This is a genomic window from Pseudomonas sp. GNP012, from assembly GCF_054343835.1.
Window position 1 is genome coordinate 3,278,624 of record NZ_JBTGUU010000001.1, and the last position, 24,762, is coordinate 3,303,385.

A 24,762-nucleotide genomic window follows, 5' to 3' on the forward strand; every position below is an offset into this window, starting at 1 on the left:
AGACTTAACCCGCCAACCCGACAAACATGTCCTGCACGTCGTCATGGTTATCAAGGCCTTCGAGGAAGGCTTCGACTTCCGCCATCTGCTCGTCGCTCAGGCCGCTGACCGGGTTTTTCGGCTGATAGCCCAGTTTGGCCGACAGCACGGTGAAGCCTTGTTCCGGCAGGGCTTTCTGTACCGCGTCGAGGTCGGTCGGTTCGGTCAGGAACAGGGTTGCACCCTCTTCACCCGGTTCGAAATCCTGAGCACCGGCTTCGATGGCGGCCATTTCCGGATCGGCGTCCGGGGTGTCCGGCGACGCTTCGATCATGCCGACATGGTTAAAGTCCCAGGCTACCGAACCGGAAGCGCCCAGTTGACCCTTGCGGAACGCCACGCGGATTTCGGCAACGGTGCGGTTGATGTTGTCGGTCACGCACTCGACGATCAACGGCACCTGATGCGGGGCAAACCCTTCATAGGTCACGCGATGGTATTGCACGGTCTCGCCCAACAGGCCCGCGCCCTTCTTGATGGCGCGATCCAGTGTTTCCTTGGGCATCGAAGCTTTCTTGGCCTGTTCAACGACCAGACGCAAGTGCGCGTTGGTAGCAACATCAGCGCCATTGCGCGCAGCAATGGTGATTTCTTTCACCAGTTTGCCGAAGATCTTGCCCTTGGCATTGGCTGCCGCTTCTTTGTGTTTAACCTTCCACTGTGCGCCCATTTCTCACTCTCTTATCTGTGACATCTGTGGCGTCGAGACAACCATTGGCCGACGCTTTGCGCAAGTTTATACGGCCTAAAGTTGGCAATCGACCAAAAAATCCCGACTGGCATCGACATCTTCACCAGCGGTTGTAGGGGGATTCTGAAATGCCGCTTTAGCCTGTCCGCAATGCGCCGGGGTTTCGTACGCTTTGCAGCCTATTCAACGGCAGCAGCGTGTTCGATGCACAACGACAAGGAAAGTCCCACCACCCTGACGCTTCTCGATGACGACCTGAGTTTCCAGGTGGTCCGGTTCAGCGGTCACGAAGCACTCAACCAGCCCTATCGATTCGACATCGAGGTTATCGGCCTGGCACCGGCCCTGAACCTTGAACGATTGCTGCACCAGCCGGCGTTTCTCGAGTTCGGCCACGATCAGGGCATACATGGCGTGCTGCACAGCGCCGGGTGTGAATATCGAAGCGCACACCGGGTCGCTTACAAACTGGTGCTGGTGTCCGGTATCCAGAAACTGGAGCAGCAACGCTGCCGACGGGTTTTCCAGCGCGCCAGCGTGCCCATGATCCTGCGCCAGTTGCTCGAGGAACATGGGCTGCCCGCCAGCAGTTATCGCTTTGAACTGGCAACCGGCCACTATCCCGTGCGAGCTTTTTGCATTCAGTACGAAGAAACCGACCTGGCATTGTTGCAACGACTGTGCGAGGAAGAAGGCATCCATTACCACTTCGAGCATCAACGCGACGGCCATGTGCTGGTACTGGCCGATGACAGCCTGAGTTTCCCCCAGGAGCCGCTGCTCATGCCGCTGCGCAGCGACGCAGGCAACGACCATCACCAACCTGTGATCAGCGAATTGTTCCAGCGCCATGATGCTTCGCTCCCCCCTGTGCGCCCGGGTGCGAGCAATCCTGGTGCAGCGGACATCAGCGACGGCGCAGCCAATCACTCGTTCACCACGGCCAGACAGGTTCTCGCTGGCGAACAGCAGCATCGCGACCAGCTCAGCCGGCGACAACTGGAACGCCTGCGGTGCCGGCACCTGCAGATCCACGGTCAAAGCAACCTGGGAGCATTACGCAGCGGCCGGATCGTGCAGGTGGCCGGGCATCCCCAGGAGAGTTTCAATGATCAATGGCTGGTGACCGAAACAAGCCATCAGGGGTGTCAGCCATCGATTCTGCTCGACGACTCAACGGGCATGGCCCTGGGTTACCGCAATCAATTCAGCGCCATCCCCTGGTCGACGGTGTTCAGGCCCGCGCTTAAACAACCCAGGCCGAGTATCCCCGGGTATCAGCCAGGCCAGGTGTGCGGCCCGGTCGGACAACCGCCGACAGTGGACGAGGATGGCCGGATTCGGGTGAACCTCTGGCCCGCCACAGATTCAGCCACAGAGTCGTTGTCCAGCGGCCTGTGGCTACCCTTGGCGCTGACCACCGCCGAGGACTGGATCGATCCGTCCCGCTTGCCCGTGGCCGGCAGTGAGGTACAGGTGGTCTTCCTCGACAGTGACCCGGATCGCCCGGTGCTCTGTACGGCGCTGGGCCCTCGGCCACAACCTCTGCGCCCACCGCCCCGTGAACCCCGTGGCGATACCCGCCTGCTGTTCGACTGGCTGCTCCACCGTCAATGAGCATGATCGAGGTCCACAGCCCGGTGTAACCGCCGCCGATGTACACATCGGCGACGAGGAACAGCACTCAGGTACGCAGGGGTTTGATGTTCATCGCCCGATCGGGCACGGAGGGAGGGTTGGTTTTCAGGCCGCCGGGGCGGCTGTTCCAGTGCGGGATCAGCACCAGTGCCGAGAACATCGCGCAACCGGCGAAGACAATGAACACCGTGACCGAGTCGAAGTAACCCGGCAGCAATCCGCCGAGCACCGCCCCGACGGAACCGCAACCGTTGACGAACCCGGCTGCCGTCGCACCGGCCTTGGCCGTGCCGAAATCGATCGCCGCCGCGCCGCTGATCATCGAGTCCGGCCCGTAGAGCGTCAGGCCCATGACGAACAAGAGCGCCACCACCAGGACCACACTGCCGGTATGCAGGGCGCCCATGAACAACGCCAGGGTCACGGTGAGTGCCAACAGACTGAGTACGCAAGCCGGCATGCGCCGGGCGCCGAACAGTTTGTCCGAGGCCAGGCCGATCATGATCGGCCCGAGCAACCCGGCCAGTTCGAACGAGGTCGGAATGATCGCCGCACCGACCTTGCCTACCGAAGGCATCTGTTCGAAGACGATCACCGGTCCCCACAGCAGAATCGCGTAGCGCGCCGGTTTCAGCATGAAGTACGCCAGCCCCAGCACCAGTACCGTGCGGTTGCGCAGGATTTCCTTGAGTGGCTCCCAGATTCTGATTCTGCTTTGGGCAAGGGTTTCTTCAGCGGTCTGTTCTGGCTCCGGTTCCACAGCCGGCAAGCCGACGTCTTCAGGTTTGTTGCGCTGGAAAATAAAAAACAGCACGGCGACCAGCCCGACCACCGCCGCACTGGAAATGAACGCCGCATGCCAGGTGCCGATGAGCGTATACGCCCACCAGCCGGCAAACGGCGAGGCCACGAGCCCGCCAAAGGCGTAGCAGGAACTCCACAGGCCCAATACCCGACCGCGCTGTTCGGAGGGAAAGAAACTGCCCAGGTTCTTGCACAATCCCGACCAGCCGGTGGACTGCGCCAGGCCTTGTACCAGCATGCAGGTAGCAAAAATCGGTAAGGTTGCGAAATTACCCATCACCAGCGCCGCGCCAGCGGAAATCAGCAACCCGCCGAGCACCACCACCCGCGGACCGAAGCGGTCGGCCAGGATGCCCCAGGTGAATTGGCCGACGGCGTAAGCCGTCAGGTAGATGGCATCGAGGTTGGCCATGGCCATTTTGTCGAGCATGAAGGTCGGGTCTTCGGCGATGCCGAGCTTGGCCACCGAGAAGGCTTTGCGGGTGAAGTAGAACGCGGCGTAGGCAAGCCAGGTGATCGCGAAGATCTGCACGCGCCAACGCTTGATGGTGCCGATGTGCTTGTTCATTGTGCTTCTGACCTCAGGGTGTGAGTGTGCCGGCAGAATTGGAAGCAAATGCCTGTTTTCTTATTGTTGAGCACTGCGATATCGCCCTGTCCCTACGGCGGATACCGGTCAGATGAGTCCTGTTTTGCACGCCCAGGCTCATGGCACCCGCTGCGGTTCGACTGACCGGTCAGCGGGGCTGAGTGTGATAAAAACAATTACTGTTTAATAAGTGAAATCGATTTATCGTATTTCCAAAATAAGCTTTGCTTGTTACTGGAGATATCGATGTCGGTTTCCCACGCCCAACTCAAAGCGTTCCATGCCGTTGCGGTATATGGAAGCTTTACCAAAGCCGCCGAGCGGCTATTTCTGACGCAGCCGGCGATTTCCGACCAAGTGCGCAAACTTGAAGAGCGCTACGGTGTTTTGCTGTTTCACCGCAACAAGCGTTCGGTACGCCTGACCGATCTGGGCGAACGCCTGCTGAGCGTTACCCAGCGGCTTTTTGTGATTGAGGCCGAAGCCCAGGAACTGCTGCAGGACTCCCAGGCCCTGCAGACCGGCAGCCTGATCCTGGCGGTGGATGCGCCGGTGCACGTGCTGCCGCAGATTGCCCGATTCTGCGAACGCTACCCGGGGATCAGCGTGAAGATCGAAACCGGCAACACTGATGAGTCGCTGTTTCGACTGTTCAACTATCAGGCCGACCTGGCGTTGCTGGGCCGGGACGTCAGTGACGAACGCCTGATCTCCCTGCCCCTGCGCAATGACCCGATGGTGGCGTTCGTGTCGCGCAATCATCCGTGGGCCGACCGTGAATCCATCACCCTCGCCGACCTTGATGACACACCGCTGGTACTGCGGGAAATCGGTTCGGTGACGCGCCAGACCCTGGAGGAGGAAATGGCCGGCGCCGGGCTGCGCATTCGTCCGGCGATCCAGGTTGAAGGCCGGGAAGCCGCTCGTGAAGCGGTGGTGGTAGGGATTGGCATCGGCGTGGTGTCGGCGGCCGAGTTCGGCGCCGACTCACGGGTATGCGCCTTGCCGATTACCGATTGCAAACGGCGGCTGACTGAAACGCTGGTGTGCTTGCGCGAGCAAAGTTCGCGGCGAATCGTGGCGACGTTTCTAGAGATGGTTCGCGAGAGTATTGTTTAAGCAGGCCCGGCCTCTTCGCGAGCAAGCCCGCTCCCACAGGGGAATGCATTCCAAATGTGGGAGCGGGCTTGCTCGCGAATGCAGGCGACTCGGTCTACCTGACTGACGCCAACCCCAAAAAAGCCTGAATCAACCGCAAATCCCGGCGCCGCTCCATGCACCCGATCATGTGCCGGTTCACCAACCCCTCGCCAATGATCGGCACCGCCGCCACTCGCGGGTCGTGGCTGACTTCCACCGACGACACCACCCCCACCCCCAGTTCGGCGGCCACCGCCTCGGTCACCGCTTCGCGGCTGTCCAGTTCCAGCAGCACCCGCGGATTGACCCTGGCCTGGGCGCAAGCCTCATCGAAGGTGCGCCGGGTAATCGAACTCGGTTCGCGCAGCACCATGATCACCTGATCCAGTTCCTTGAGCTGCACGCCTTTGGTCTTCTGCGCCCAAGGGTGCCCGTCGGGCACCAGCGCACAAATCCGTGATTCGCTCAGTGCCTGCAGATGCAAGCCCTTGCGCGGCTCGACTTCGGTCAGCACCGCCACGTCGGCATGTTCGGACAGCAGCGCCGCCAGGGTTTCCTGGGCGTTGCCCAGGCGCAGGTTCACCGTGATCCCCGGGTAGCGCGCGCGCAGGCTGGCGAGCATCGGCATGACCATGTGCGGACCGTCCGCCGCCACCTCCAGGCGTCCGGTCAGCAATTGCCGGTTGGCTTCGAGCATCGTCTGCGCCTCCTCGGCCAGGCCGAACATCGCCCGGGTGATCGCCGCCAGCTTGGTGCCCTCCTCCGTCAGTTCCACGCGTCGGGCGGTGCGGCGCAACAGGGTGATCTGGTAGTGCTCTTCCAGCGCCTTGATGTGCCCGGTGACCGCCGGCTGGCTGATGAATAACCGCGCCGCCGCCCGGGTAAAACTGCCTTCCCGGGCCACGGCATCGAAGGCGCGGAGCTGAAACAGGTTCATGAATAACCCTCACTGATGGCTGGCATAACAACAAACAATTTGATTGATAGCACGGCAAATTGCAATTTAAGCCCCGTAGCTTCATCCCATCGATTGCGAGGACACGAAAATGAGTGCTGCCGAACCCATCCTGCTCACCCCCGGCCCGTTGACCACTTCGGCCCGCACCCGTCAGGCGATGATGATCGACTGGGGCTCATGGGATGAGCGCTTCAATCAACTGACCGCCAGTCTTTGCGAGCAATTGCTGGCGATCGTCAACGGCGCCGCCACTCACCACTGCGTGCCCTTGCAAGGCAGTGGCACCTTCGCCGTCGAGGCCGCGATCGGCACCCTGGTGCCTCGCGATGGCAAGGTTCTGGTACTGATCAACGGCGCCTACGGCAAACGCCTGGCGAAAATCTGCGAAGTGCTGGGCCGTTCCTTCAGCACCTTCGAAACCGCCGAAGACGAACCGACCACCGCCGCCGATGTCGACCGCCTGCTGCGCGCCGACAACGGCATCACCCACGTTGCCCTGATTCACTGCGAAACCAGCACCGGCATCCTCAATCCGCTGCCGGAGATCGCCCAGGTCGTTGCACAACACGGCAAGCGCCTGATCATCGACGCCATGAGCTCCTTCGGTGCCCTGCCGGTGGACGCGCAACAAGTGCCGTTCGACGCCCTGATCGCCGCCTCGGGCAAATGCCTGGAAGGCGTGCCTGGCATGGGTTTTGTCTTCGCTCGCAAAGAATCCCTGGCCAGCGCCGCCGGCAACTCGCATTCGCTGGCGATGGACCTGCAGGACCAGCACGCCTACATGGCCAAGACCGGCCAGTGGCGCTTCACCCCGCCGACCCACGTGGTCGCGGCGCTGCACGAAGCCCTGCTGCAATACAACGAAGAAGGCGGCTTGCCGGCCCGGCACGAACGCTACGCCGCCAACTGCCAGGCACTGATGGAGGAGATGGGCAACCTGGGGTTGCGCAGCTTCCTGCCGGCGGCCATTCAGGCGCCAATCATCGCCACCTTCCACGCCCCGAAAGATCCACGCTACCAGTTCAAGGAATTCTACGAGCGGGTCAAGGCCAAGGGTTACATCCTCTACCCCGGCAAACTGACCCAGGTCGAAACCTTCCGCGTCGGCTGCATCGGACATGTGCAACCGGCCGAGATGCGCGAAGCCGTGGCCGCGATTGGCGAGGTGTTGCGCGAGATGGAAGTGCTGGAGATCTAACCCACACCGCATTCCCCTGTGGGAGCGGGCTTGCCCGCGATTGCGGTCTGACATTCACCACTGATGTCGACTGACAGGGCCCCATCGCGGGCAAGCCCGCTCCCACAGGTAACGCGAACTACCGAATAGCTCATTCTCACAGGAATCCAAACACCATGAACTACTCCAACCCAGGCAAACTCCAGGCCGCGATCCTCGACTGGGCCGGCACCGTGGTCGACTTCGGCTCCTTCGCCCCGACGCAGATTTTCGTCGAGGCCTTCGCCGAGTTCGACGTCCAGGTTTCCATCGAAGAAGCCCGTGGCCCGATGGGCATGGGCAAGTGGGACCACATCCGCACCCTGTGCGATCTGCCGGAAGTTGCCGAGCGTTATCGCAAAGTCTTCGGCCGCACGCCGACCGACGACGACGTCACCGCGATCTACCAGCGTTTCATGCCGCTGCAGATCGAGAAAATCGCCGAACACTCGGCGCTGATTCCGGGCGCTCTGGAGACCATCGCCAACCTGCGCCAGCAAGGGATCAAGATCGGCTCCTGCTCCGGTTATCCGAAACAGGTCATGGACAAGGTTGTCGAACTGGCTGCCACCAACGGCTATGTGGCCGATCACGTGGTTGCCACCGACGAAGTCCCGAATGGTCGCCCATGGCCCGCCCAGGCGCTGGCCAACGTCATTGCCCTGGGCATCGACGATGTCGCCGCGTGCGTGAAGATCGATGACACCGTGCCTGGCATTCTCGAAGGTCGCCGCGCCGGCATGTGGACCGTGGCGCTGATCTGCTCGGGCAACGCCCTGGGTCTGGATTACGAAGGTTATCGCGCGCTGGGCAGCGACCAACTGGACAGTGAGCGCAAGCGCATCCATGGGATGTTCGAAAGTTCGCGCCCGCACTACATGATCGACACCATCACCGATCTGTCGCAGGTGATCGCCGACATCAACAAGCGCCTGGCCAACGGCGAAATGCCGCAATCGAGCTAAAAACCGCGACTCCCCTTGTAGGAGCTGCCGCAGGCTGCGATCTTTTGATTTTCGGCGTCATTGGGGACCTGAAGATCAAAAGATCGCAGCCTGCGGCAGCTCCTACTGGGGCCGATGCGTTTTTGCCGTCAATTACCTGATCCAGAGCAACGAGCAATCGATCACCTCAGGCAAACCCGGTGAAACAGGATTACATTTAAGGCACACCGTCGGACAAGAGCGGTGGCTTTAAACCGGACCTGTGAGGAACACCGAATGCCGTGGAAAAACTCTGCCTCGCGCTACAGCACCGTATCGATCACGTTGCATTGGTTGATGCTGGTCCTGCTGGCGCTGGTTTATGCCTGTATCGAGTTTCGCGGGCTCTTTCCCAAGGGCAGTGGCGGGCGCACGCTGATCGTCGAATCACACTTCATGCTCGGTCTGACCGTATTCGTCCTGGTCTGGCTGCGATTGTTCGCACGCAGTCTGGGCCCGGCGCCGCAGGTCTTCCCCGCCTCGCCGCAGTGGCAAACGACGCTGGCCAGGCTGATGCATTGGGCGCTGTACATTTTCATGATCGTCACGCCGATTCTCGGCTGGCTGGTCACCAGCGCCAAAGGCAACCAGGTGATGTTCTACGGTTTCGACCTGCCGATGCCGATCGCGGAAAACAAGGACCTGGCCAAACAACTCAAGGACTGGCACGAGCTTGGCGGCACTATCGGCTATTGGCTGATCGGCCTGCATGCCGTGGCCGCGCTGTATCACCATTATGTGGTGGGCGATAACACCTTGCTGCGGATGACGCCCAAAGGCGGAACCCGCGATAACTGAACTTGGCGGCAACCCAAAATGTGGGAGCGAGCTTGCTCGCGATGGCGGTGTGTCAGTTGACAAATGTGCTGAATGCAATGCCCTCATCGCGAGCAAGCTCGCTCCCACATTGATTTGCGGTGCGTTTCAGGCTTGTGAATCAAACCCTCGCCGCCCCTGCAAGCCGCCGGTGTGGATGAAGATCAGTCGCGTACCTTGGGCGAATCGGCCCGCTTCGACTTGGTGCTTGAGTGCCAGCAGTGCCTTGCCGGTGTACAGCGGTTCCAAGGGAATGCCGCTGGCCTGCCCGGTCTTTTCGATGAACTCAAGCAGCAGCGGATCGACCTTGGCGAAGCCACCGCGACTGGCCTCAAACAGTTCATACACCGGATCTGACACGCCCGCTTGCCCCACGATCATCTCGACCTGCAGCGCCACGCCATGATCTTCAGGCACCGCCAACGCCCCGAAAACCGGATGATCACCAGCTTCTGCCAGTACCAGCCCCGCGAGGGTAGTGCCGGTTCCGCAGGCCACCCACCAACCGTCGTAATCACTCCAGCCTAATCCAGCCAGTTGCGCACAAACCTGCGCCCGCAACTGCATGCACCCTCGTGCACCGGGTAATCCGCCTCCACCTTCAGGCACCGGATGCAATGTCGGATACTGCGTTTGCCATGGCTGCCAAAAACCGGCCTCATGTCGCGCCCGATAGCCGCCGTAACCCAGCCAGTGCAACTGCATGCCAAATGCCTGCAAATCCTTCACGGTCGGTGTTTCCTGAGGATGCCCGCGCAACAAGCCGACGGTGGAAAAGCCGAAACGCTTGCCCGCCGCAGCCAACGCATGGAGGTGATTGGAATGCGCGCCACCGAGACTGATGATGCCTTCGGCCCCTGCGCGGTCGGCGGTCTTCAGGTGTTCGATGAGCTTGAACCATTTGTTGCCGCTGATCAGCGGATCGATTTGGTCCAGACGCAGGATGGCGACTTCGATGCCGGCATCGGTAAGCCAGTCGAGATCAACGCGTTCGAGGGTGGGCTGGGGTAGCCAGGTGGAGGAAGGGAGAAGCATCAATGCCGGCTCTAGGTGAAGAGCCGGCATCTTAACAGCCATGCGGACGCTATCGCGGGCAAGTCGAATCGTCGCACCGCCGCTCCCACAGTGGATTTGTGTCGCTCACAAAACTCATGAACAACGCAATAACTGTGGGAGCGAGCTTGCTCGCGATGGCCATTGGCACGCTGAACCTGCTATTACAACTGCGCCGCCAACCGCGAACCCTGATTGATCGCCCGCTTGGCATCCAGCTCTGCCGCGACGTCCGCGCCACCGATCAGGTGCACACTCTGCCCCGCCGCCACCAGGCTTTCATGCAACTCGCGCAGCGGGTCCTGCCCGGCGCAAATCACGATGTTGTCCACTGGCAGCACCTGCGGCTCGCCGGTTTCGCCGATGCGGATGTGCAGGCCTTCGTCGTCGATCTTCAGGTATTCAACGCTGTTGAGCATCTGCACCTGCTTGTTCTTCAGCCCCGTGCGATGGATCCAGCCGGTGGTCTTGCCCAGGCCGTCGCCGACCTTGGACTTCTTGCGTTGCAGCAGGAACACCTCGCGGGCTGGCGCATGGGGTGCGGCCTTGATACCGGCAACACCACCGCGTGCCTCAAGGTGCGTATCGATGCCCCACTCCTTCCAGAACGCGGCGCGGTCCTGACTGGTAGCGACACCTTCATGAACGAGGAACTCGGAGACGTCGAAACCAATACCACCGGCACCAATCACCGCGACACGCTTGCCGACCGGTTTGCGCTCCAGGATCACATCCAGGTAGCTCAGCACCTTGGCGTTTTCCACGCCAGGAATCGCCGGCACGCGCGGCGCAATGCCGGTGGCCAGAATGATCTCGTCGTAGCCGCCTTCGACCAGCTGTGCCACGTCGACGCGGGTGTTCAGGCACACCTCGACGTTGGTGGTCTGCAGCTTGCGGTTGAAGTAGCGAATGGTCTCAAAGAACTCTTCCTTGCCCGGAACACGCTTGGCGATGTTGAACTGACCGCCGATTTCGCTGGCCGAATCGAACAGCGTCACCTGATGGCCACGCTCGGCCGCCACGGTCGCGGCGGACAAACCGGCAGGGCCGGCACCGACCACGGCGATTTTCTTCAGTTGCTGCACAGGCAGGTAATTGAGTTCGGTTTCGTGGCAGGCACGCGGGTTGACCAGGCAGCTGGTCAGCTTGCCGCCAAAGGTGTGGTCGAGGCAGGCCTGGTTGCAGCCGATGCAGGTGTTGATCTCATCGGCGCGACCTTCAGCGGCCTTGTTGACGAAATCCGGATCGGCGAGGAAGGGCCGCGCCATGGACACCATGTCGGCATCGCCCTCGGCCAGGATCTGCTCGGCGACTTCCGGCGTGTTGATGCGATTGGTGGTGATCAGCGGAATATTCACCGAACCCCGCAGCTTGGCCGTGACCTTGCTGAACGCCGCGCGTGGCACTTTGGTGGCGATGGTCGGAATCCGCGCTTCGTGCCAGCCGATACCGGTGTTGATGATGGTCGCGCCGGCCTGCTCGATGGCCTTGGCCAGTTGAACGATCTCTTCCCAGGTGCTGCCGCCTTCGACCAGGTCGAGCATCGACAGACGGAAAATGATGATGAAGTTCGGGCCGACCGCTTCACGCACGCGGCGAACGATTTCCACCGGCAGGCGCATGCGGTTTTCATAGCTGCCACCCCAACGGTCGGTACGGTGGTTGGTGTGGGCGGCGAGGAACTGGTTAATGAAATAGCCTTCGGAGCCCATGATTTCCACACCGTCGTACTCGGCGGTTTGCGCCAGTACCGAGCAGGTGACGAAATCGCTGATCTGCTTCTCGATGCCTTCCTCGTCCAGCTCCTTGGGCTTGAACGGGTTGATCGGCGCTTGAATGGCGCTGGGTGCAACCTGTTTCGGGCTGTAGGCATAACGACCGGCGTGGAGAATCTGCATGCAGATCTTGCCGCCCGCGTCATGAACGGCACGGGTGACGATACGGTGCTTGAGCGCCTCTTCTTCGGTCGTCAGCTTGGCCGCACCGGAATACACGCCACCTTCGTCGTTGGGGCCGATACCACCGGTAACCATCAGGCCGACACCGCCACGGGCACGTTCGGCAAAGTACGCCGCCATGCGTTCGAAACCACCCGGTTTCTCCTCAAGGCCCGTGTGCATCGAGCCCATCAGGGTGCGATTGCGCAGCGTGGTGAAACCCAGGTCCAGCGGAGCCAACAGGTGCGGGTATTGAGCGGCGGTCATCGGTAACTCCACATCGATCGATCACGGAAAGTGCAGGAGCTCTGCGGCCCCCATCAGTCATGTTCGACAGACTAAGAGCCGCGACGCCGTCGCTCAATGACCGTAACTGACAACTTAATGATCGAAATGTGCAGCAACTTTTTTGGGGGCGATTGAATCGCCCCTGATTTCGTTAGACACGTGATCGGCTATATTGGGTCGATTGCTGTCTATCCGCAAAGAGATGAAACACCGGCAGCCCTTCCACGATAAGCTCCTCGACCAGTTTTTGGTAGAAGCCAGTGACGCTCGAGTAGTGATTGATGACAATCCCTTCGTCGACTAGCGACTTGTTCTGGTAGGTCTTGAGATCTGCCACTTGTGTCCGCATCTGGTTAAGAGCAAGGCGAGCCAAGATATCGCAATCGAATAGAATCAAAACCGCATCCGCCGCGATCAGTGCACTGAACGCATAGAAATTCATTGCCGGAGGCGTATCGATGCACCTCCGGTCGGAGTCTGGTGCCACTTCGTCGAGCAGCCGGCGCAGTTTATTTATCTTGAATTTGGCTCCCAGCTTGCAGCGCCGGCAACCACGGTCAGGTATGTATTAGCAGCTTCAGTAAACCTTCTACATCAGCTAGCGCAGGAGCATGGGCTCCGGCATGGCGGCACGATATGGATGCGCAAGCTGCTGAAAATCGCAGGCGTTCTCTCAAGTCTGCGATCCCCAGCAACTGCGCAGCCAGCCAACCAGCCATACAAGCGTCTCCTGCTCCAACCGTGTCTTGCACCTTCACGGCAATAGCCGGCTGATCGAGTTGGCTATCCGGGGTGTGGAGAATCATCCCGTGTTCCCCTCGGGTAAAAAGGATCTGCGCCTGAGGATTAAGAGCGCGAAGCTCATCCATTGCCTGGTGTTCTGTCAGTCCTGGATAAATTTGCCGAAGATCTTCATCTGAAAGCTTAATCATGTCAGCAAGGGTGGTCATCGTAGGGAAGGTCTGCTCCCGATAATGGCTATCCATTAAATTGCGCCAGTTCGGATCATAGCTAATCCGTTTACCGGCTTTTTTGGCCTGCTGAGCAATTTTAACAAGCTTGTCTGCAAGTGGCTGTCGAGCCAAACTGATGCAGCTGAAATGACACAGCTCTGCTTGGTTGATCCATCCTTCGGGCATCAGGTCCGGATCAAAAAACAGATCGGCATCTCCAGCAAAAAAGTATCTTGGGGGACGGCTCGATGGAACGATGGCGACCAAAGGATCTCGGTCTACCCGTTGGATAAACCTCATATCCATTGCAGCTGCTTCCGACTGCGAAACTATCTCGTCACCCAGTGAATCCATGCTCACCGACCCGGCAAAAGCACTGCTGACACCCAAGCGACTTAGCGCTCGTGCAACGTTCCAGGGAGCACCACCTGGGTAGCCCTTCCACTGTCCAGGAGTGCCTTGGACAAGATCGGTCAGGGCTTCGCCAAACACTACTGCGCGAGGCAATACCATCGTCATTTCCTCAATTTTTTATCGTAGGGAACTGCTGGCTGATCAGAATCGACCGGTAATCACTTACTCAATGCGCTTTGATGAAAGGCAGGGTTTGTTGAAGTTAGAGAAATTTTCATAGCCAACTTCAAAGCAGATGTTGGCCGGACGCGTTCAAGTATTAAAACCAGGTTTCCATTTGTATACCGTATTGCCATACACCTCCGGCTTTGAAGTCCGTCATGCCAAAGGAGTCTGTGGTACTGAATCTGTCCAGATCCGAAGACCAGTTCATGAAGCTTGCGAACACTCGCAATTCGGGACGTGTAAGAAGATCTCCAACCTCAGGTTTGAATGTCGGGGCGACAGTGAATTTCCAAAAGTTACCGTCGACCGCATTACGTTGTAGATAGTCCTTCGGGTCGAGGTTCATGGTTTGCCAGCTTATTTCGTAGGCCATCTCGAAATTGCTGTTGATTTTGTTAGCCAATCGCACGTTCAGGGTCAGCCAGCGGTAGTCGTCACCCTTGACGTATCTATCCTTGCTCTGTTCGGCCAGCAAGCTGGGGCCGATACGCCAGTCAGACGCAAGGGGTGTCTCACCGTAAAGTGCCAGACGCAGAGCGCGGGCATCATCAATCAGTTCACCATCCGAGCCGACGTTCTTGACCTCTGCCCCCAGACCTTGCCCATAGAGCAGCGCCGTTTTGAAGAAGCCTTCCCTGCCGAAAAAGTTTTTCTGGTGATTGGCCAGCATGCTGTGCAAGCCGGAATCCGCAGGCGTCAAACCCGCTGCATTGGTGCGGGTAGCGAAATCGTTTTTCTTTGCGCCGATGGCATTGAACATCCACTGCCACTGACCATCCTCGAAGAACTGGTTGGAGGTCAGGATGTAGCTTTCCACATCGGCACTAAGATCGCCTTGACTGAAATCCCCGTAGTTACGCCCGATCAAAGAGTAGTTCGAACGCCAATTCTTGTTCATCTGCATATCGTAGATTCCACCCCCGGTGCCGGCCAGATAGACAACGTCCGAGTCCAACCAGTGGATATCGAAATTATCTCTATCGAATCGCTTGCCTGCCCACAGGGTGGCGTTCTCGAACACTGAATTGCCCTTGAACGCAGCGACGTGGTCAAGCGCTGTGAATACCTGGCGCACGTTCAGTTTGCTTTCGTCGGCCGTCCAGTCATTGGAGCTTTCCACACCATCGGCGATGGAGACCGTGAATTTGGAACGGGTGCCGTTTTGCGCATAGATTTCTTTCGACAGGTCTATACGCATGTAGGTGTCGTCCTCGTTACCGAGTCGCCCGACTGCACCACCGACTGAACCGGCAGGAGTTTCATAAGGGCCGCCACGACCACCACCCAGCCGATCGTTGATCAGCAATCCGGAGCGGGCGTAGCCGTTGAAGCTGAACCCATCAGTGAGGTGTCCGGTACTGGCCTCTTTCTCCAGGCTTTGCTGACGGGCCTCGAGTTTTGCCAGTCGGGTATCCAAAGCGGGCGCTGAAATTACTGCCGCAGTAGACGCGGCGGGCTGCAAGGGAGCAGTGGCGAGTTTGATCTGCTGCAATTCCCTGGCGAGTGCCTGGGTTTGCTGCTCGGCTGCGGCTGCACGCTTTTCCGCGGCGCTGGCACGGGCTTCAAACGCGGCCATGCGTTCTTCCAGAGTCGCGGCCTGAGAGGTTACCGCCGAGGTGCCGAGCACGCCTGCGAGTAGCCAGCTTGATGCTTTCTGCATGTGAATTTCCTGTTTTGTTTTTATTTTTCCGTTCCCGCGAGCGGCCTTTTTTCGTCAATTGTGAATTGTCAGAATTGACGAAAAAAAGGATGCCTCATCGCAAATACGCTGCTACATTTGGCGATGTTAACGTTAACTTTTCTAAAAACAAAAATAAAGAGGGCTTTATGAAACAGCTAAAAACTCTCCTTCCAGCCGCACTACTCACCCTCTGTGCCGGATTTCCATGCCTCTCGAGCGCTGCCGATTTAACGATCTCGTGTGGCGCGGTGGGTGCGGAGTTGCAGCTCTGCAAGGAGGCTGTCGAGGCGTGGTCGAAACAGACCGGCAACAACGTCGAGGTGGTTTCCACGCCTAACTCGGCGACCGAGAGGTTGTCGTTCTATCAACAGATCCTCAGTGCGCAATCCAGCGACATCGACATCATTCAAATCGATATGGTGTGGCCAGGGATGCTGGCCAAACACTTGATGGATCTGCGCGAGGTGCTTCCTGCCAACCCGACCCAAGGCTATTTCCAGGCACAGGTGGATAACGCCACGGTGAACGGACGGCTGGTGACGATGCCGTGGTTCACCGACTCGGGCCTGCTGTATTACCGCAAGGACTTGCTCGAGAAGTACAACCAGCAGGTTCCTCAGACCTGGGAGGAAATGACCGCTACCGCCAGGAGTATTCAACAGGCCGAGCGCACTGCCGGGAATCCCAATGCGTGGGGTTACATCTTTCAAGGGCGCGCCTACGAGGGCCTGACGTGTAATGCACTGGAGTGGATCAGCAGCCAACCGGAAGGCGGACTGGTCAATCCACGAGGTGACATCGTGGTCAACAGCCAGGCTTCAAGAACGGCTTTGACCCTGGCGAAAAGCTGGGTGGGAGACATCTCCCCGCGTGGCGTACTCAACTACACCGAGGAAGAAGCTCGTGGCGTATTCCAGTCGGGAAATGCGCTGTTCATGCGTAACTGGCCTTATGTCTGGGCGTTGGTGCAAAGCCAGGACAGTGCCGTAAAAGACAAGGTCGGGGTCGCTCCCCTGCCCCGCGGCGGCGAGACCGGCAGCCATGCCTCCACCCTCGGTGGCTGGGGCCTGGCGGTATCGCGCTACAGCGCCCATCCAAAACTTGCCGCCGAGCTGGTGAGCTACCTGACCCGTGCCCAAGAGCAAAAACGTCGTGCCCTGATAGGTGCCTATAACCCGGTTATCGAGTCACTGTATCAAGATCCCGAATTGCTCGCGGCAATGCCTTATTACGCTCAGTTGCACAGCATTCTCAACGATGGGGTGATGCGCCCCGCCTCGATAACCGCCGATCGCTATCCACGAGTCTCCAATGCGTTCTTCGATCGAGTGCATGGCGTGCTGGCGGGCGAGTTGCCTGTCGATCAGGCGCTGGCCGAACTGGAAAGCGAACTCACGCGCATCAAACGCCGGAACTGGTAAGCCACAAGGAAGGAAATCACCATGTCTGTTTCTACTACCCATGATCCCTGTGACGAGTTCCTGCTCACCAGGGAAACGCCCGTACAACGTCGCCGGGTACGCGCCGCCTGGCTGTTTCTGACGCCGATGTTGCTGTGCCTGGCCCTGGTGGCAGCGTGGCCGCTACTGCGCACATTCTGGTTCAGCCTGACCGACGCCAACCTTGCGGACACCGGTGGCGGTTCCTTCGTTGGCCTGAGCAATTATCTGTTCCACAACGGCTCCAGCTGGTCGGGCATCCTGGTCGATCCGCAATGGTGGAACGCGGTGCGCAACACCTTGCATTTCACCGTGGTGTCAGTGGGCCTGGAAGTCGTATTGGGTCTGCTGGTGGCGTTGCTGCTGAACATCAAGTTCACCGGCCGCTCTCTGGTGCGCGCGTTGATTCTGATTCCCTGGGCGATTCCCACCATTGTCTCGGCGAAGATCTGGTCATGGATGCTTAACGACCAGTTCGGCATCATCAATCACCTGATGCTGAGCCTCGGCCTGATTGACGCTCCCCTGGCCTGGACGGCCGATGCAGACCTGTCGATGTGGGCGGTGATCATCGTCGATGTCTGGAAGACCGTCCCGTTTGTCACGCTGCTGATGCTAGCGGCCTTGCAGATGTTGCCGAGTGATTGCTACGAAGCCGCCAGGGTCGATGGCATTCATCCGCTGAGGGTGTTCTGGCGTGTCACGCTTCCCCTGCTGATGCCCGCCTTGTTGGTGGCGGCGATCTTCCGCATCCTCGATTCGCTACGGGTATTCGACGTGATCTATGTGCTGACCTCGAACTCGTCGAGCACCATGAGCATGTCGGTGTATGCCCGCCAGCACCTGGTGGAGTTCCAGGACGTCGGTTACGGCAGCGCGGCCTCGACGCTGCTGTTTCTGGTGGTTGCGGTCATCGCCATGCTTTATCTCTACCTCGGACGCCGTCAATTGGAGGTCCGGTCATGAGCCCGCGCCTACTGAAAAAAACGTTGTTGCGCCTCGGGTTCTGGTGCCTGATCGGGGTGTTGCTGCTGTATGCGGTCTTCCCTTTCTACTATGCCATCGTGACTTCGCTGAAACCGTCCAGCGCCTTGTTCGAGGTGAGCTACTGGATCGATAACCCCGATTTCTCCAATTACGCGGCGGTACTCCATCAAGCCTCATTCCTGCGAGCTATCGGTAACTCGCTGGTGGTTGCGCTGTGCGTGGTGACACTGGCGCTGTTCCTCAGCCTGACCGCCGCCTATGCCTTGGGCCGGGTGAAGTTTCGTGGGCGAGGCACGGTCTTGATGATGGTCCTTGGCGTGTCGATGTTTCCCCAGGTCGCGGTGCTGTCGGGGTTGTTCGAAGTGATCCGCGCCCTGGGTCTGTACAACACCTCCTGGGCATTGATTCTGAGCTACACGATTTTCACCCTGCCCTTCACCGTCTGGGTGCTGACCACGTTCATGGGGCAACTGCCCCATGAACTGGAAGAAGCGGCAATCATGGATGGCGCTTCACCCTGGGTCACGCTGACCCGAGTACTGTTGCCACTGCTCTGGCCCGCACTGGTCACCACTGGCTTATTGGCTTTCATCGCAGCCTGGAACGAGTTCCTGTTTGCCCTGACCTTCACCCTCACCGACACGCAACGCACGGTGCCGGTCGCCATCGCCTTGATTTCCGGCGGTAGCCCTCATGAGTTGCCTTGGGGGTTGTTGATGGCCGCATCGGTGCTGGTCACCGTCCCACTGGTGATTCTGGTGCTGATCTTCCAGCGCCGAATCGTTTCCGGTCTCACTGCCGGCGCGTTAAAGGGTTGATGCCCAACAAAGACAAGGAACAGCATCGTGATCAAATTGAAACTGGACAACGTGAACAAACAATTGGGCGGCGCGCGGATTCTTCGCGACGTCAGCCTGGAAATCGCGGCGGGTGAATTCGTGGTGTTCGTCGGCCCTTCGGGCTGCGGCAAGTCGACCCTGCTACGACTGATCGCCGGACTGGATTCGATCTGCGGCGGCGACCTGCTGATCGACGGGCGTCGGGTCAACGACCTGGAGCCGCGCGAGCGTGGCGTCGGCATGGTGTTTCAGTCTTATGCGCTGTACCCGCACATGAGCGTCTACGACAACATCAGTTTTGGCCTCAAACTGGCCAAGACGGAAAAAACCAGCCTGCGCGAGCGCGTGCTGAAAACCGCGCAGATCCTGCAATTGGACAAACTGCTGCAACGTAAGCCAAAGGAACTGTCTGGTGGGCAGCGTCAACGTGTGGCCATGGGCAGAGCCATGGCGCGGGAACCGGACATTCTGTTGTTCGATGAGCCGCTTTCCAACCTGGATGCCTCGTTGCGGGTGCAGATGCGCAACGAAATCGCCCGACTGCATGATCGGCTGAGCTCGACCATGATCTATGTCACCCACGATCAGGTTGAAGCGATGACCCTGGCCGACAAAATTGTCGTGCTCAATGGTGGTCGCGTAGAACAGGTCGGCTCACCACGTGAACTCTACGAGCGCCCGGCCAGTCGCTTTGTCGCCGGTTTTCTCGGTTCGCCCAGAATGAATTTTCTGGAGGCGCGCCTGCATGCGCCAGGTAAAACCAGCCTGATTCATACCCCCGTATTGGGGATGAGCTCCCTGCCCTTCGACAGCTCGAACCTGGCGGAGGACGCTCAGATGAGCCTGGGAATTCGCCCGGAACACGTGTCGCTCAAGGCGGCGGATGGAACCGCCGGCGTCGTCGTGACCGGGGTCGAGTATCTGGGCAGTGAAACCTATGTGCACCTCGATACAGGTCAGGACGAGCCACTGATCTGTCGTTGCGAGGTCAACGCCGGATGGCAGGCGGGCGATCGGGTCGAGCTGCAACTGGAGTTCGACAATCTGCATCTGTTCAACGCCGATGGCACTGCCTTGAGTCGCCACCCACAAGCTATTGAAACCCTGCTGGATGGCGTCTCTCTGCGTTCGGCACGAGCAAGCGCCCTATGACTGTGTATTTGAATCCTATGAACGACCCAATGACTTCCGCCCTTGACCTTGCGCAGCATGCGCTGAGTGATGGTCTGACTCGCGTCATCCACGATTATCGACCCGGTTATCATCTTGCCCCCCCGGCGGGCTGGATGAACGACCCTAACGGGGTAGTGTACTTTCGTGGCGAATATCACGTTTTCTATCAGCATTACCCCTTCGACGCGAAATGGGGCCCGATGTATTGGGGCCACGCCAAGAGTGCTGATCTGGTCCATTGGCAGCACCTGCCCATTGCGCTGGCACCAGGCGACGACTTCGACCGTGACGGATGTTTTTCCGGTAGCGCAGTGGTGTGTGGAGATACCTTGGCACTGATCTACACCGGACACACCTGGCTGGGGGAAGTGGGTGACGAACGCTCGATCCGTCAAGTCCAGTGCCTGGCCACCAGCACCGACGGTATTCGGTTCGTCAAGCATGGCGCCGTCATCGACACCGCGCCGCAAGACACGATCATGCACTTTCGTGACCCCAAGGTATGGCAGGAGGATGACTGCTGGTACCTGATTGCCGGTGCACGTCTGGGCGATGTGTCGTTGCTCCCGCTGTACCGTTCCACGGATCTGCACGCCTGGGAGTTCCTCGATTATGTATCCAGCGGCAGCGAGGGCGATGGCTATATGTGGGAGTGCCCGGACCTGTTCCGACTCAACGGACGCGATGTGCTGCTCTACTCCCCCCAGGGCATGCAACCCCAGGGTTACGATCGGCTCAACAAATACCAGACCGGTTATCGAGTGGGCCGACTCGACAGCGAATGGCACTTCACCGGCGGGCCTTTTATCGAGTTGGATAACGGCCATGATTTCTATGCCGCGCAAACGCTATTGGCCGCCGATGGTCGGCGCCTTGTGTGGGCGTGGCTCGACATGTGGGAAAGCCCGATGCCGAGCCAGGCCCATCATTGGTGCGGCATGCTCGGTTTGCCGCGCGAACTTGAACTGTGCGCAGATCGCCTTTGCGTGTATCCGGCACGGGAACTCACCGCTCTGCGCATGACTCTATTGCCTGGTACGCCGTGGTGGGAGGAGTCGGGAACCCGGTGCGTGCCGCAAGTGAATGGCGATATGCTCGAAATCCATGTGCACCTGGATTTACTCGGTTGCACCGATGGCCACCTGGGAATCGCGTTGCGCTGCAGCGACGACGGCCATGAACAAACCCTGCTCTACTACGATGCGGCGTTGCGGCGTCTGGTGCTTGACCGCAGCCACTCTGGTGCGCAAGTCACAGGCCAGCGCAGCGTGTCGATAGACCCGACACAAGAGCGACTGGCACTGCGTGTGTTCCTCGATCGCTCGTCCATCGAGGTGTTCGACGAAAACGGGCGCTTCAGCCTCAGCAGTCGCCTCTATCCGCGGCCCGACAGTCTGGGCGTGAAGCTGTTTGCCAGCGGGAGTGGCGGGCGTGTCTCGATTCCCAAGGCATGGCCTCTCGGCTCTGGATGGCTATGAGCAGCGTCATTCGAGTCGCGAGAAGCCCGGGCCCTGTGTCATGATTCTGCGTCAACCTGACCGGGCTCGCCTCGCATGACTTCAGTGAAAGACGTTGCACAGCTGGCCGGCGTGTCCCTGATGACGGTTTCTCGAGCGCTCAATAATCCGGAAAAACTGAGCCCCGAAACCCTTCTGCGGGTGCGTCGCGCCATTGATGAACTGCAATTCGTACCGAGCCTGTCGGCGCGCAAGATGCGCGGCGACAACCTCCAGTCGCGAACCATCGGTGTATTCGCGCTGGACACCGCGACCACACCGTTCGCTGTCGAATTGCTGCTGTCCATCGAACAGACCGCGCAGCAAGCCGGCTGGAATGTGTTCATCCTTAACCTGTTGAGCAATCCGCCCACCGACCAGAACATCGACCTGATGTTGTCGCACCGCCCCGACGGGTTGATCTTCAGCGCCATGGGGTTTCGCCAGGTATGCATTCCCGAACGATTGAAGAGCAAACCCCTGGTACTCGCCAATTGCCTGGCCGATGACAGTCGCCTGGTGAGTTATGTGCCAGACGACGAAGCGGGGCAGTATCGAGCCGTACATCATGCGTTGAGCCAGGGCTATCGGCGCCCTCTGTGCATCAATCTGCCAAAACAGAGTCTGGCCTGGGGCCTGCGGCAAAAAGGCCTGCAGCGTGCCTGTCAGGCATTCGGACTGGCGCCTGACGCGCTCCTGCAATACAACCTTTCCGATCATGATGCCTATGGTGAAACCGCAGGTATCCTCGACCGGCATATCATTGATGGTCGTCCCCAATTCGACATTCTGATCTGTGGCAACGACCGCATTGCCTTTTGTGCCTATCAGCTATTGTTGGGCCGTGGCCTGAAAATTCCCGACGATGTCGCCGTGCTCGGCTACGACAATATGATCGGTATCGCTGAGCTGTTCATCCCGCCGTTGACGACGGTGCAACTACCGTACTACGAGATCGGCCGTAAGGCTGCCCAGCACCTGATCGAGACCATTGAGGTATCGGGAACCCAGCCAGTAGATTGTCCATTGGTGGTCAGGGCATCGCTATAAGATTAAGTTAAGTCGGTGATAGCGCGCCCGCTTGTTTTCGATTTGCCACTAGCCTGTCACCGACCGTATATGGCCCAAAGCGTGCTGCACTCCCCGCACTCCAAGCCTACCCTTCCGCTTTTCCTCTGACTTTCGACGCATTACCTACAGTTCTACTTCAACGTATTTAGCCTAAGACGCCGTTGGACGCTCGCCGCCTTGCAGCCGAATGGCGTCGTAATGGGCAGAGTTTTCTACCCCCACCTTTTCACGTCCCCCTGGTCTCACATACGGTGCTCAAGAAGCTACAAAAAACCATTTCGTGTGAAAAAAAATCTCTGTCTATGAGAAAATATGGATGCAACCGGATTTAGTTTACCTAGGATCTCAAATTCGTTGAAAATCCATGCCAGCGGCCCCCTGCCTGAGCAACGCGAAAATGCGCAAATGTTTTCGTCGCAGCGAAGCGTGTCATGCCACTTCAGGGGGCTGTTCCGGTTCCGGGAAAATTTGACCGCCTTCCATGGCCCATGAAGCGGGTATGTCGACCACTGCCACGACCACTGCATTCGCATCGGCCCCGGTGACGGCCATGTAAACGTCGGTGATTGCGCGCAGGATGGCGTGGCGCGTCGCTTGTGATCGTCCTGCACGTATCTGTCCGCGAATTATCGCGGGGGTCGCGACTTGGCCGGCGGTGAATGCGCTTCCCGGTTCAAGCTCCTTGAACAGCACGTGCACATAGCTGGCCGGCGCGCCAGTTTCCCTGGTGTGAATGGATGTGATGGACTCGGCCAGCGATTGGCGTTGACGCTCGCTGAGCGTTCCTTTGACGGTCTGGCATTCATAGAGGGGCATGGAAAACTCCTTTGAAGACGGTATGGAACAGTCAGGTACACAGGGCTTAACGCTTCAGCCCTTCAACTTGATGATCAGTTCGATCAGCTTGTTGGGCTTGAGCGGTCCTTTGTCGTAGGGCGGCAGCATCATCCTGGTGGCGGCGAAGAAGCCCTGACGATAGACAGGGCGCATTTTGGAAAAGGTCTGAAAGCCTTCGTAACCGTGGTAATGGCCCATACCGCTGGCGCCGACGCCGCCGAAGGGCATGTCGTGCTGAGACACGTGCAGCAGCGCGGTGTTGATGCATACGCCGCCCGACATGATGTGGGTCACGTAGTAGTCCTGCAGGGCGCGGTCCCTGGTGAAGGGATACAGCGCCAGTGGCCTGTCGTGCTTGTTGACGTAACCAGCCACTTCTTCGCGAGTGGTGTAGGTCTTGACCGGCAGCAGCGGGCCGAAGATCTCGCGCTGCATGATGACCATGTCGTCGCTGACGTTGAATACCAGGGTCAGCGGGAATTTTCGCTGAGTCTTGTCCGGCGTCTGGCCGGGGAAAAGATTGACCACGCGCGCGCCCTTGGCCACAGCATCATCCAGCGTGGCCTGCATGCGGTCATAGGCGCGCTGGTCAATCATGGACGTGTAATCGGCATGATTGATATCGGGGTAGCGCTCGGCTATGAGCCGCTGGGCTTCGCGTTCGAAGTCCGCCTCGGAGCCGGCGGGAATGAAGACATAGTCGACGTTGGTGCAGATCTGGCCCGCGTTGAAGGCCTTGCTCCACATGATGCGATCGACGGCCAGGGTCATCGGGAAATCCGGCGCGACCACGGCGGGTGATTTACCGCCCAACTCCAGTGTCACCGGGGTCAGGTTGCGTGCAGCGTTCGCCATCACGGCGCGGCCGGTCTGACCCGAACCCGTGAAGAAGAGATGATCGAAGCGGATCGAGGAAAAAGCCGGGCCCACCGAGCCATTGGTGCCGCTGTCTTCGAAGAACTGAAGCTGTTGCGGCGGGAAGTATTTCGGTGTGATGGACATCAGCAGGTGCGTCAGATTGTTCGAGTTTTCCGACATCTTGACCATCGCCCGGTTGCCGGCGGCGAAGATGGCGGTGAGTGGCCCGAACGACAGCAGCAGCGGAAAGTTCCAGGGTACGATCACGCCGACCACGCCCAACGGCTGGGGAATGACACGGTTGCTGGAGGTGGGGTAGACCATCAGATCGATGTGGCGCTTCTGCGGTTTCATCCATTTCTTCAGGTGCTTGATGGTGGACTTGATGTCTCCCAGCACGACGAAAAACTCGGCGAACAGCGTCTCGAAGGTGGAGCGGTTGCCGTAATCCTGGTTGATCGCTTCGATCAGTGCTGTGCGGTTGTCTTTGAGCATCTGCGCCAACTTTTTGAGATCTTCCACGCGCTGGGCATAGCTGCGCTCGGGCGTAGCGAGGTAGGCGGCGCGTTGGCGCTCGAAGCAGGATTGCATGGCGGGAGGAACGATGGTCTGGACAATATTCAGGGCACTCATGCCGAGGTCCTTGTGTAGTGATTGAAAAACGGCAAATGGGTTTGGCCACGCTTGTCGCGCAGCC

Annotated in this window: 21 protein-coding genes; 11 read left to right on the forward strand and 10 right to left on the reverse strand. The window is 59.1% G+C overall.

Annotation, left to right across the window (positions count from 1 at the left end):
- Window positions 1–4 precede the first annotated feature (4 nt).
- Window positions 5–709: a YebC/PmpR family DNA-binding transcriptional regulator gene (locus tag ACXX83_RS14670; protein ID WP_007976978.1), complete on the reverse strand. Its 705-nt coding sequence runs from the start codon at window positions 707–709 to the stop codon at window positions 5–7.
- A 225-nt stretch (window positions 710–934) separates the two neighbouring features.
- On the opposite strand from ACXX83_RS14670, the gene ACXX83_RS14675 reads away from it, so the two are divergent.
- On the forward strand, window positions 935–2,347 hold the full coding sequence (locus ACXX83_RS14675) for a type VI secretion system Vgr family protein (RefSeq protein ID WP_458548938.1): 1,413 nt from the start codon (window positions 935–937) through the stop codon (window positions 2,345–2,347).
- Window positions 2,348–2,414: 67 nt separating this feature from the next.
- Here ACXX83_RS14675 and ACXX83_RS14680 read toward each other — a convergent pair whose 3' ends face one another.
- The gene (locus ACXX83_RS14680) at window positions 2,415–3,740 is read right to left on the reverse strand and encodes an MFS transporter (RefSeq protein ID WP_217835735.1); all 1,326 of its coding nucleotides are present in this window, start codon (window positions 3,738–3,740) and stop codon (window positions 2,415–2,417) included.
- Window positions 3,741–4,007: 267 nt separating this feature from the next.
- On the opposite strand from ACXX83_RS14680, the gene ACXX83_RS14685 reads away from it, so the two are divergent.
- Window positions 4,008–4,880, forward strand: coding sequence for a LysR family transcriptional regulator (locus tag ACXX83_RS14685; RefSeq protein ID WP_458548939.1), 873 nt, complete (start codon window positions 4,008–4,010; stop codon window positions 4,878–4,880).
- Between the two features lie 94 nt (window positions 4,881–4,974).
- Here the strand turns inward: ACXX83_RS14685 and ACXX83_RS14690 are convergent, their stop codons facing one another.
- Window positions 4,975–5,838 carry a LysR substrate-binding domain-containing protein gene (locus tag ACXX83_RS14690; RefSeq protein ID WP_458548940.1) on the reverse strand — a complete coding sequence of 288 codons (864 nt, stop codon included), beginning with the start codon at window positions 5,836–5,838 and terminating at the stop codon, window positions 4,975–4,977.
- Window positions 5,839–5,947: 109 nt separating this feature from the next.
- On the opposite strand from ACXX83_RS14690, the gene ACXX83_RS14695 reads away from it, so the two are divergent.
- The 3 genes from ACXX83_RS14695 to ACXX83_RS14705 all read left to right on the forward strand — a co-directional run bounded on the left by ACXX83_RS14695 (window position 5,948) and on the right by ACXX83_RS14705 (window position 8,856).
- Complete coding sequence (locus tag ACXX83_RS14695; protein WP_217835737.1) at window positions 5,948–7,057, forward strand: 2-aminoethylphosphonate--pyruvate transaminase; 1,110 nt, start codon at window positions 5,948–5,950, stop codon at window positions 7,055–7,057.
- A gap of 155 nt (window positions 7,058–7,212) precedes the next feature.
- The gene (phnX, locus tag ACXX83_RS14700; protein ID WP_458548941.1) at window positions 7,213–8,040 is read left to right on the forward strand and encodes a phosphonoacetaldehyde hydrolase; all 828 of its coding nucleotides are present in this window, start codon (window positions 7,213–7,215) and stop codon (window positions 8,038–8,040) included.
- 255 nt (window positions 8,041–8,295) lie between these two features.
- Window positions 8,296–8,856 (forward strand): cytochrome b, encoded by a 561-nt coding sequence (locus ACXX83_RS14705; protein WP_458548942.1) that lies wholly within the window; start codon window positions 8,296–8,298, stop codon window positions 8,854–8,856.
- A gap of 126 nt (window positions 8,857–8,982) precedes the next feature.
- On the opposite strand, the gene ACXX83_RS14710 is transcribed toward ACXX83_RS14705, so the two are convergent.
- The 5 genes from ACXX83_RS14710 to ACXX83_RS14730 form a co-directional block, all read right to left on the reverse strand.
- A complete protein-coding gene (locus ACXX83_RS14710; protein ID WP_458548943.1) occupies window positions 8,983–9,909 on the reverse strand; it encodes a 1-aminocyclopropane-1-carboxylate deaminase/D-cysteine desulfhydrase in 927 nt (308 codons plus the stop codon).
- A 182-nt stretch (window positions 9,910–10,091) separates the two neighbouring features.
- Window positions 10,092–12,131, reverse strand: coding sequence for an oxidoreductase (locus ACXX83_RS14715; RefSeq protein WP_458548944.1), 2,040 nt, complete (start codon window positions 12,129–12,131; stop codon window positions 10,092–10,094).
- 172 nt (window positions 12,132–12,303) lie between these two features.
- The gene (locus ACXX83_RS14720) at window positions 12,304–12,717 is read right to left on the reverse strand and encodes a ParA family protein (RefSeq protein WP_458550203.1); all 414 of its coding nucleotides are present in this window, start codon (window positions 12,715–12,717) and stop codon (window positions 12,304–12,306) included.
- Window positions 12,710–13,618: a carbohydrate kinase family protein gene (locus ACXX83_RS14725; RefSeq protein WP_458548945.1), complete on the reverse strand. Its 909-nt coding sequence runs from the start codon at window positions 13,616–13,618 to the stop codon at window positions 12,710–12,712. The genes ACXX83_RS14720 and ACXX83_RS14725 overlap by 8 nt, the downstream gene beginning before the upstream one ends.
- A gap of 160 nt (window positions 13,619–13,778) precedes the next feature.
- Window positions 13,779–15,344 (reverse strand): carbohydrate porin, encoded by a 1,566-nt coding sequence (locus ACXX83_RS14730; protein WP_015095824.1) that lies wholly within the window; start codon window positions 15,342–15,344, stop codon window positions 13,779–13,781.
- Window positions 15,345–15,511: 167 nt separating this feature from the next.
- On the opposite strand from ACXX83_RS14730, the gene ACXX83_RS14735 reads away from it, so the two are divergent.
- The 6 genes from ACXX83_RS14735 (at window position 15,512) to ACXX83_RS14760 (ending at window position 22,349) form a co-directional block, all read left to right on the forward strand.
- The gene (locus ACXX83_RS14735) at window positions 15,512–16,786 is read left to right on the forward strand and encodes an ABC transporter substrate-binding protein (RefSeq protein WP_458550204.1); all 1,275 of its coding nucleotides are present in this window, start codon (window positions 15,512–15,514) and stop codon (window positions 16,784–16,786) included.
- Between the two features lie 21 nt (window positions 16,787–16,807).
- Window positions 16,808–17,770: a carbohydrate ABC transporter permease gene (locus ACXX83_RS14740; protein ID WP_126050437.1), complete on the forward strand. Its 963-nt coding sequence runs from the start codon at window positions 16,808–16,810 to the stop codon at window positions 17,768–17,770.
- Window positions 17,767–18,609: a carbohydrate ABC transporter permease gene (locus ACXX83_RS14745; RefSeq protein WP_015095827.1), complete on the forward strand. Its 843-nt coding sequence runs from the start codon at window positions 17,767–17,769 to the stop codon at window positions 18,607–18,609. The genes ACXX83_RS14740 and ACXX83_RS14745 overlap by 4 nt, the downstream gene beginning before the upstream one ends.
- A gap of 27 nt (window positions 18,610–18,636) precedes the next feature.
- Window positions 18,637–19,782, forward strand: a complete 1,146-nt coding sequence (locus ACXX83_RS14750) for an ABC transporter ATP-binding protein (RefSeq protein WP_458548946.1) — start codon at window positions 18,637–18,639, stop codon at window positions 19,780–19,782.
- The gene (locus ACXX83_RS14755) at window positions 19,779–21,281 is read left to right on the forward strand and encodes a glycoside hydrolase family 32 protein (protein WP_458548947.1); all 1,503 of its coding nucleotides are present in this window, start codon (window positions 19,779–19,781) and stop codon (window positions 21,279–21,281) included. The genes ACXX83_RS14750 and ACXX83_RS14755 overlap by 4 nt, the downstream gene beginning before the upstream one ends.
- Window positions 21,282–21,356: 75 nt before the next feature.
- Complete coding sequence (locus tag ACXX83_RS14760) at window positions 21,357–22,349, forward strand: LacI family DNA-binding transcriptional regulator (protein WP_458548948.1); 993 nt, start codon at window positions 21,357–21,359, stop codon at window positions 22,347–22,349.
- A gap of 450 nt (window positions 22,350–22,799) precedes the next feature.
- On the opposite strand, the gene ACXX83_RS14765 is transcribed toward ACXX83_RS14760, so the two are convergent.
- Complete coding sequence (locus ACXX83_RS14765) at window positions 22,800–23,186, reverse strand: tautomerase family protein (protein WP_458548949.1); 387 nt, start codon at window positions 23,184–23,186, stop codon at window positions 22,800–22,802.
- A gap of 54 nt (window positions 23,187–23,240) precedes the next feature.
- A complete protein-coding gene (locus ACXX83_RS14770; protein WP_458548950.1) occupies window positions 23,241–24,698 on the reverse strand; it encodes a coniferyl aldehyde dehydrogenase in 1,458 nt (485 codons plus the stop codon).
- Window positions 24,699–24,762: the final 64 nt, after the last annotated feature.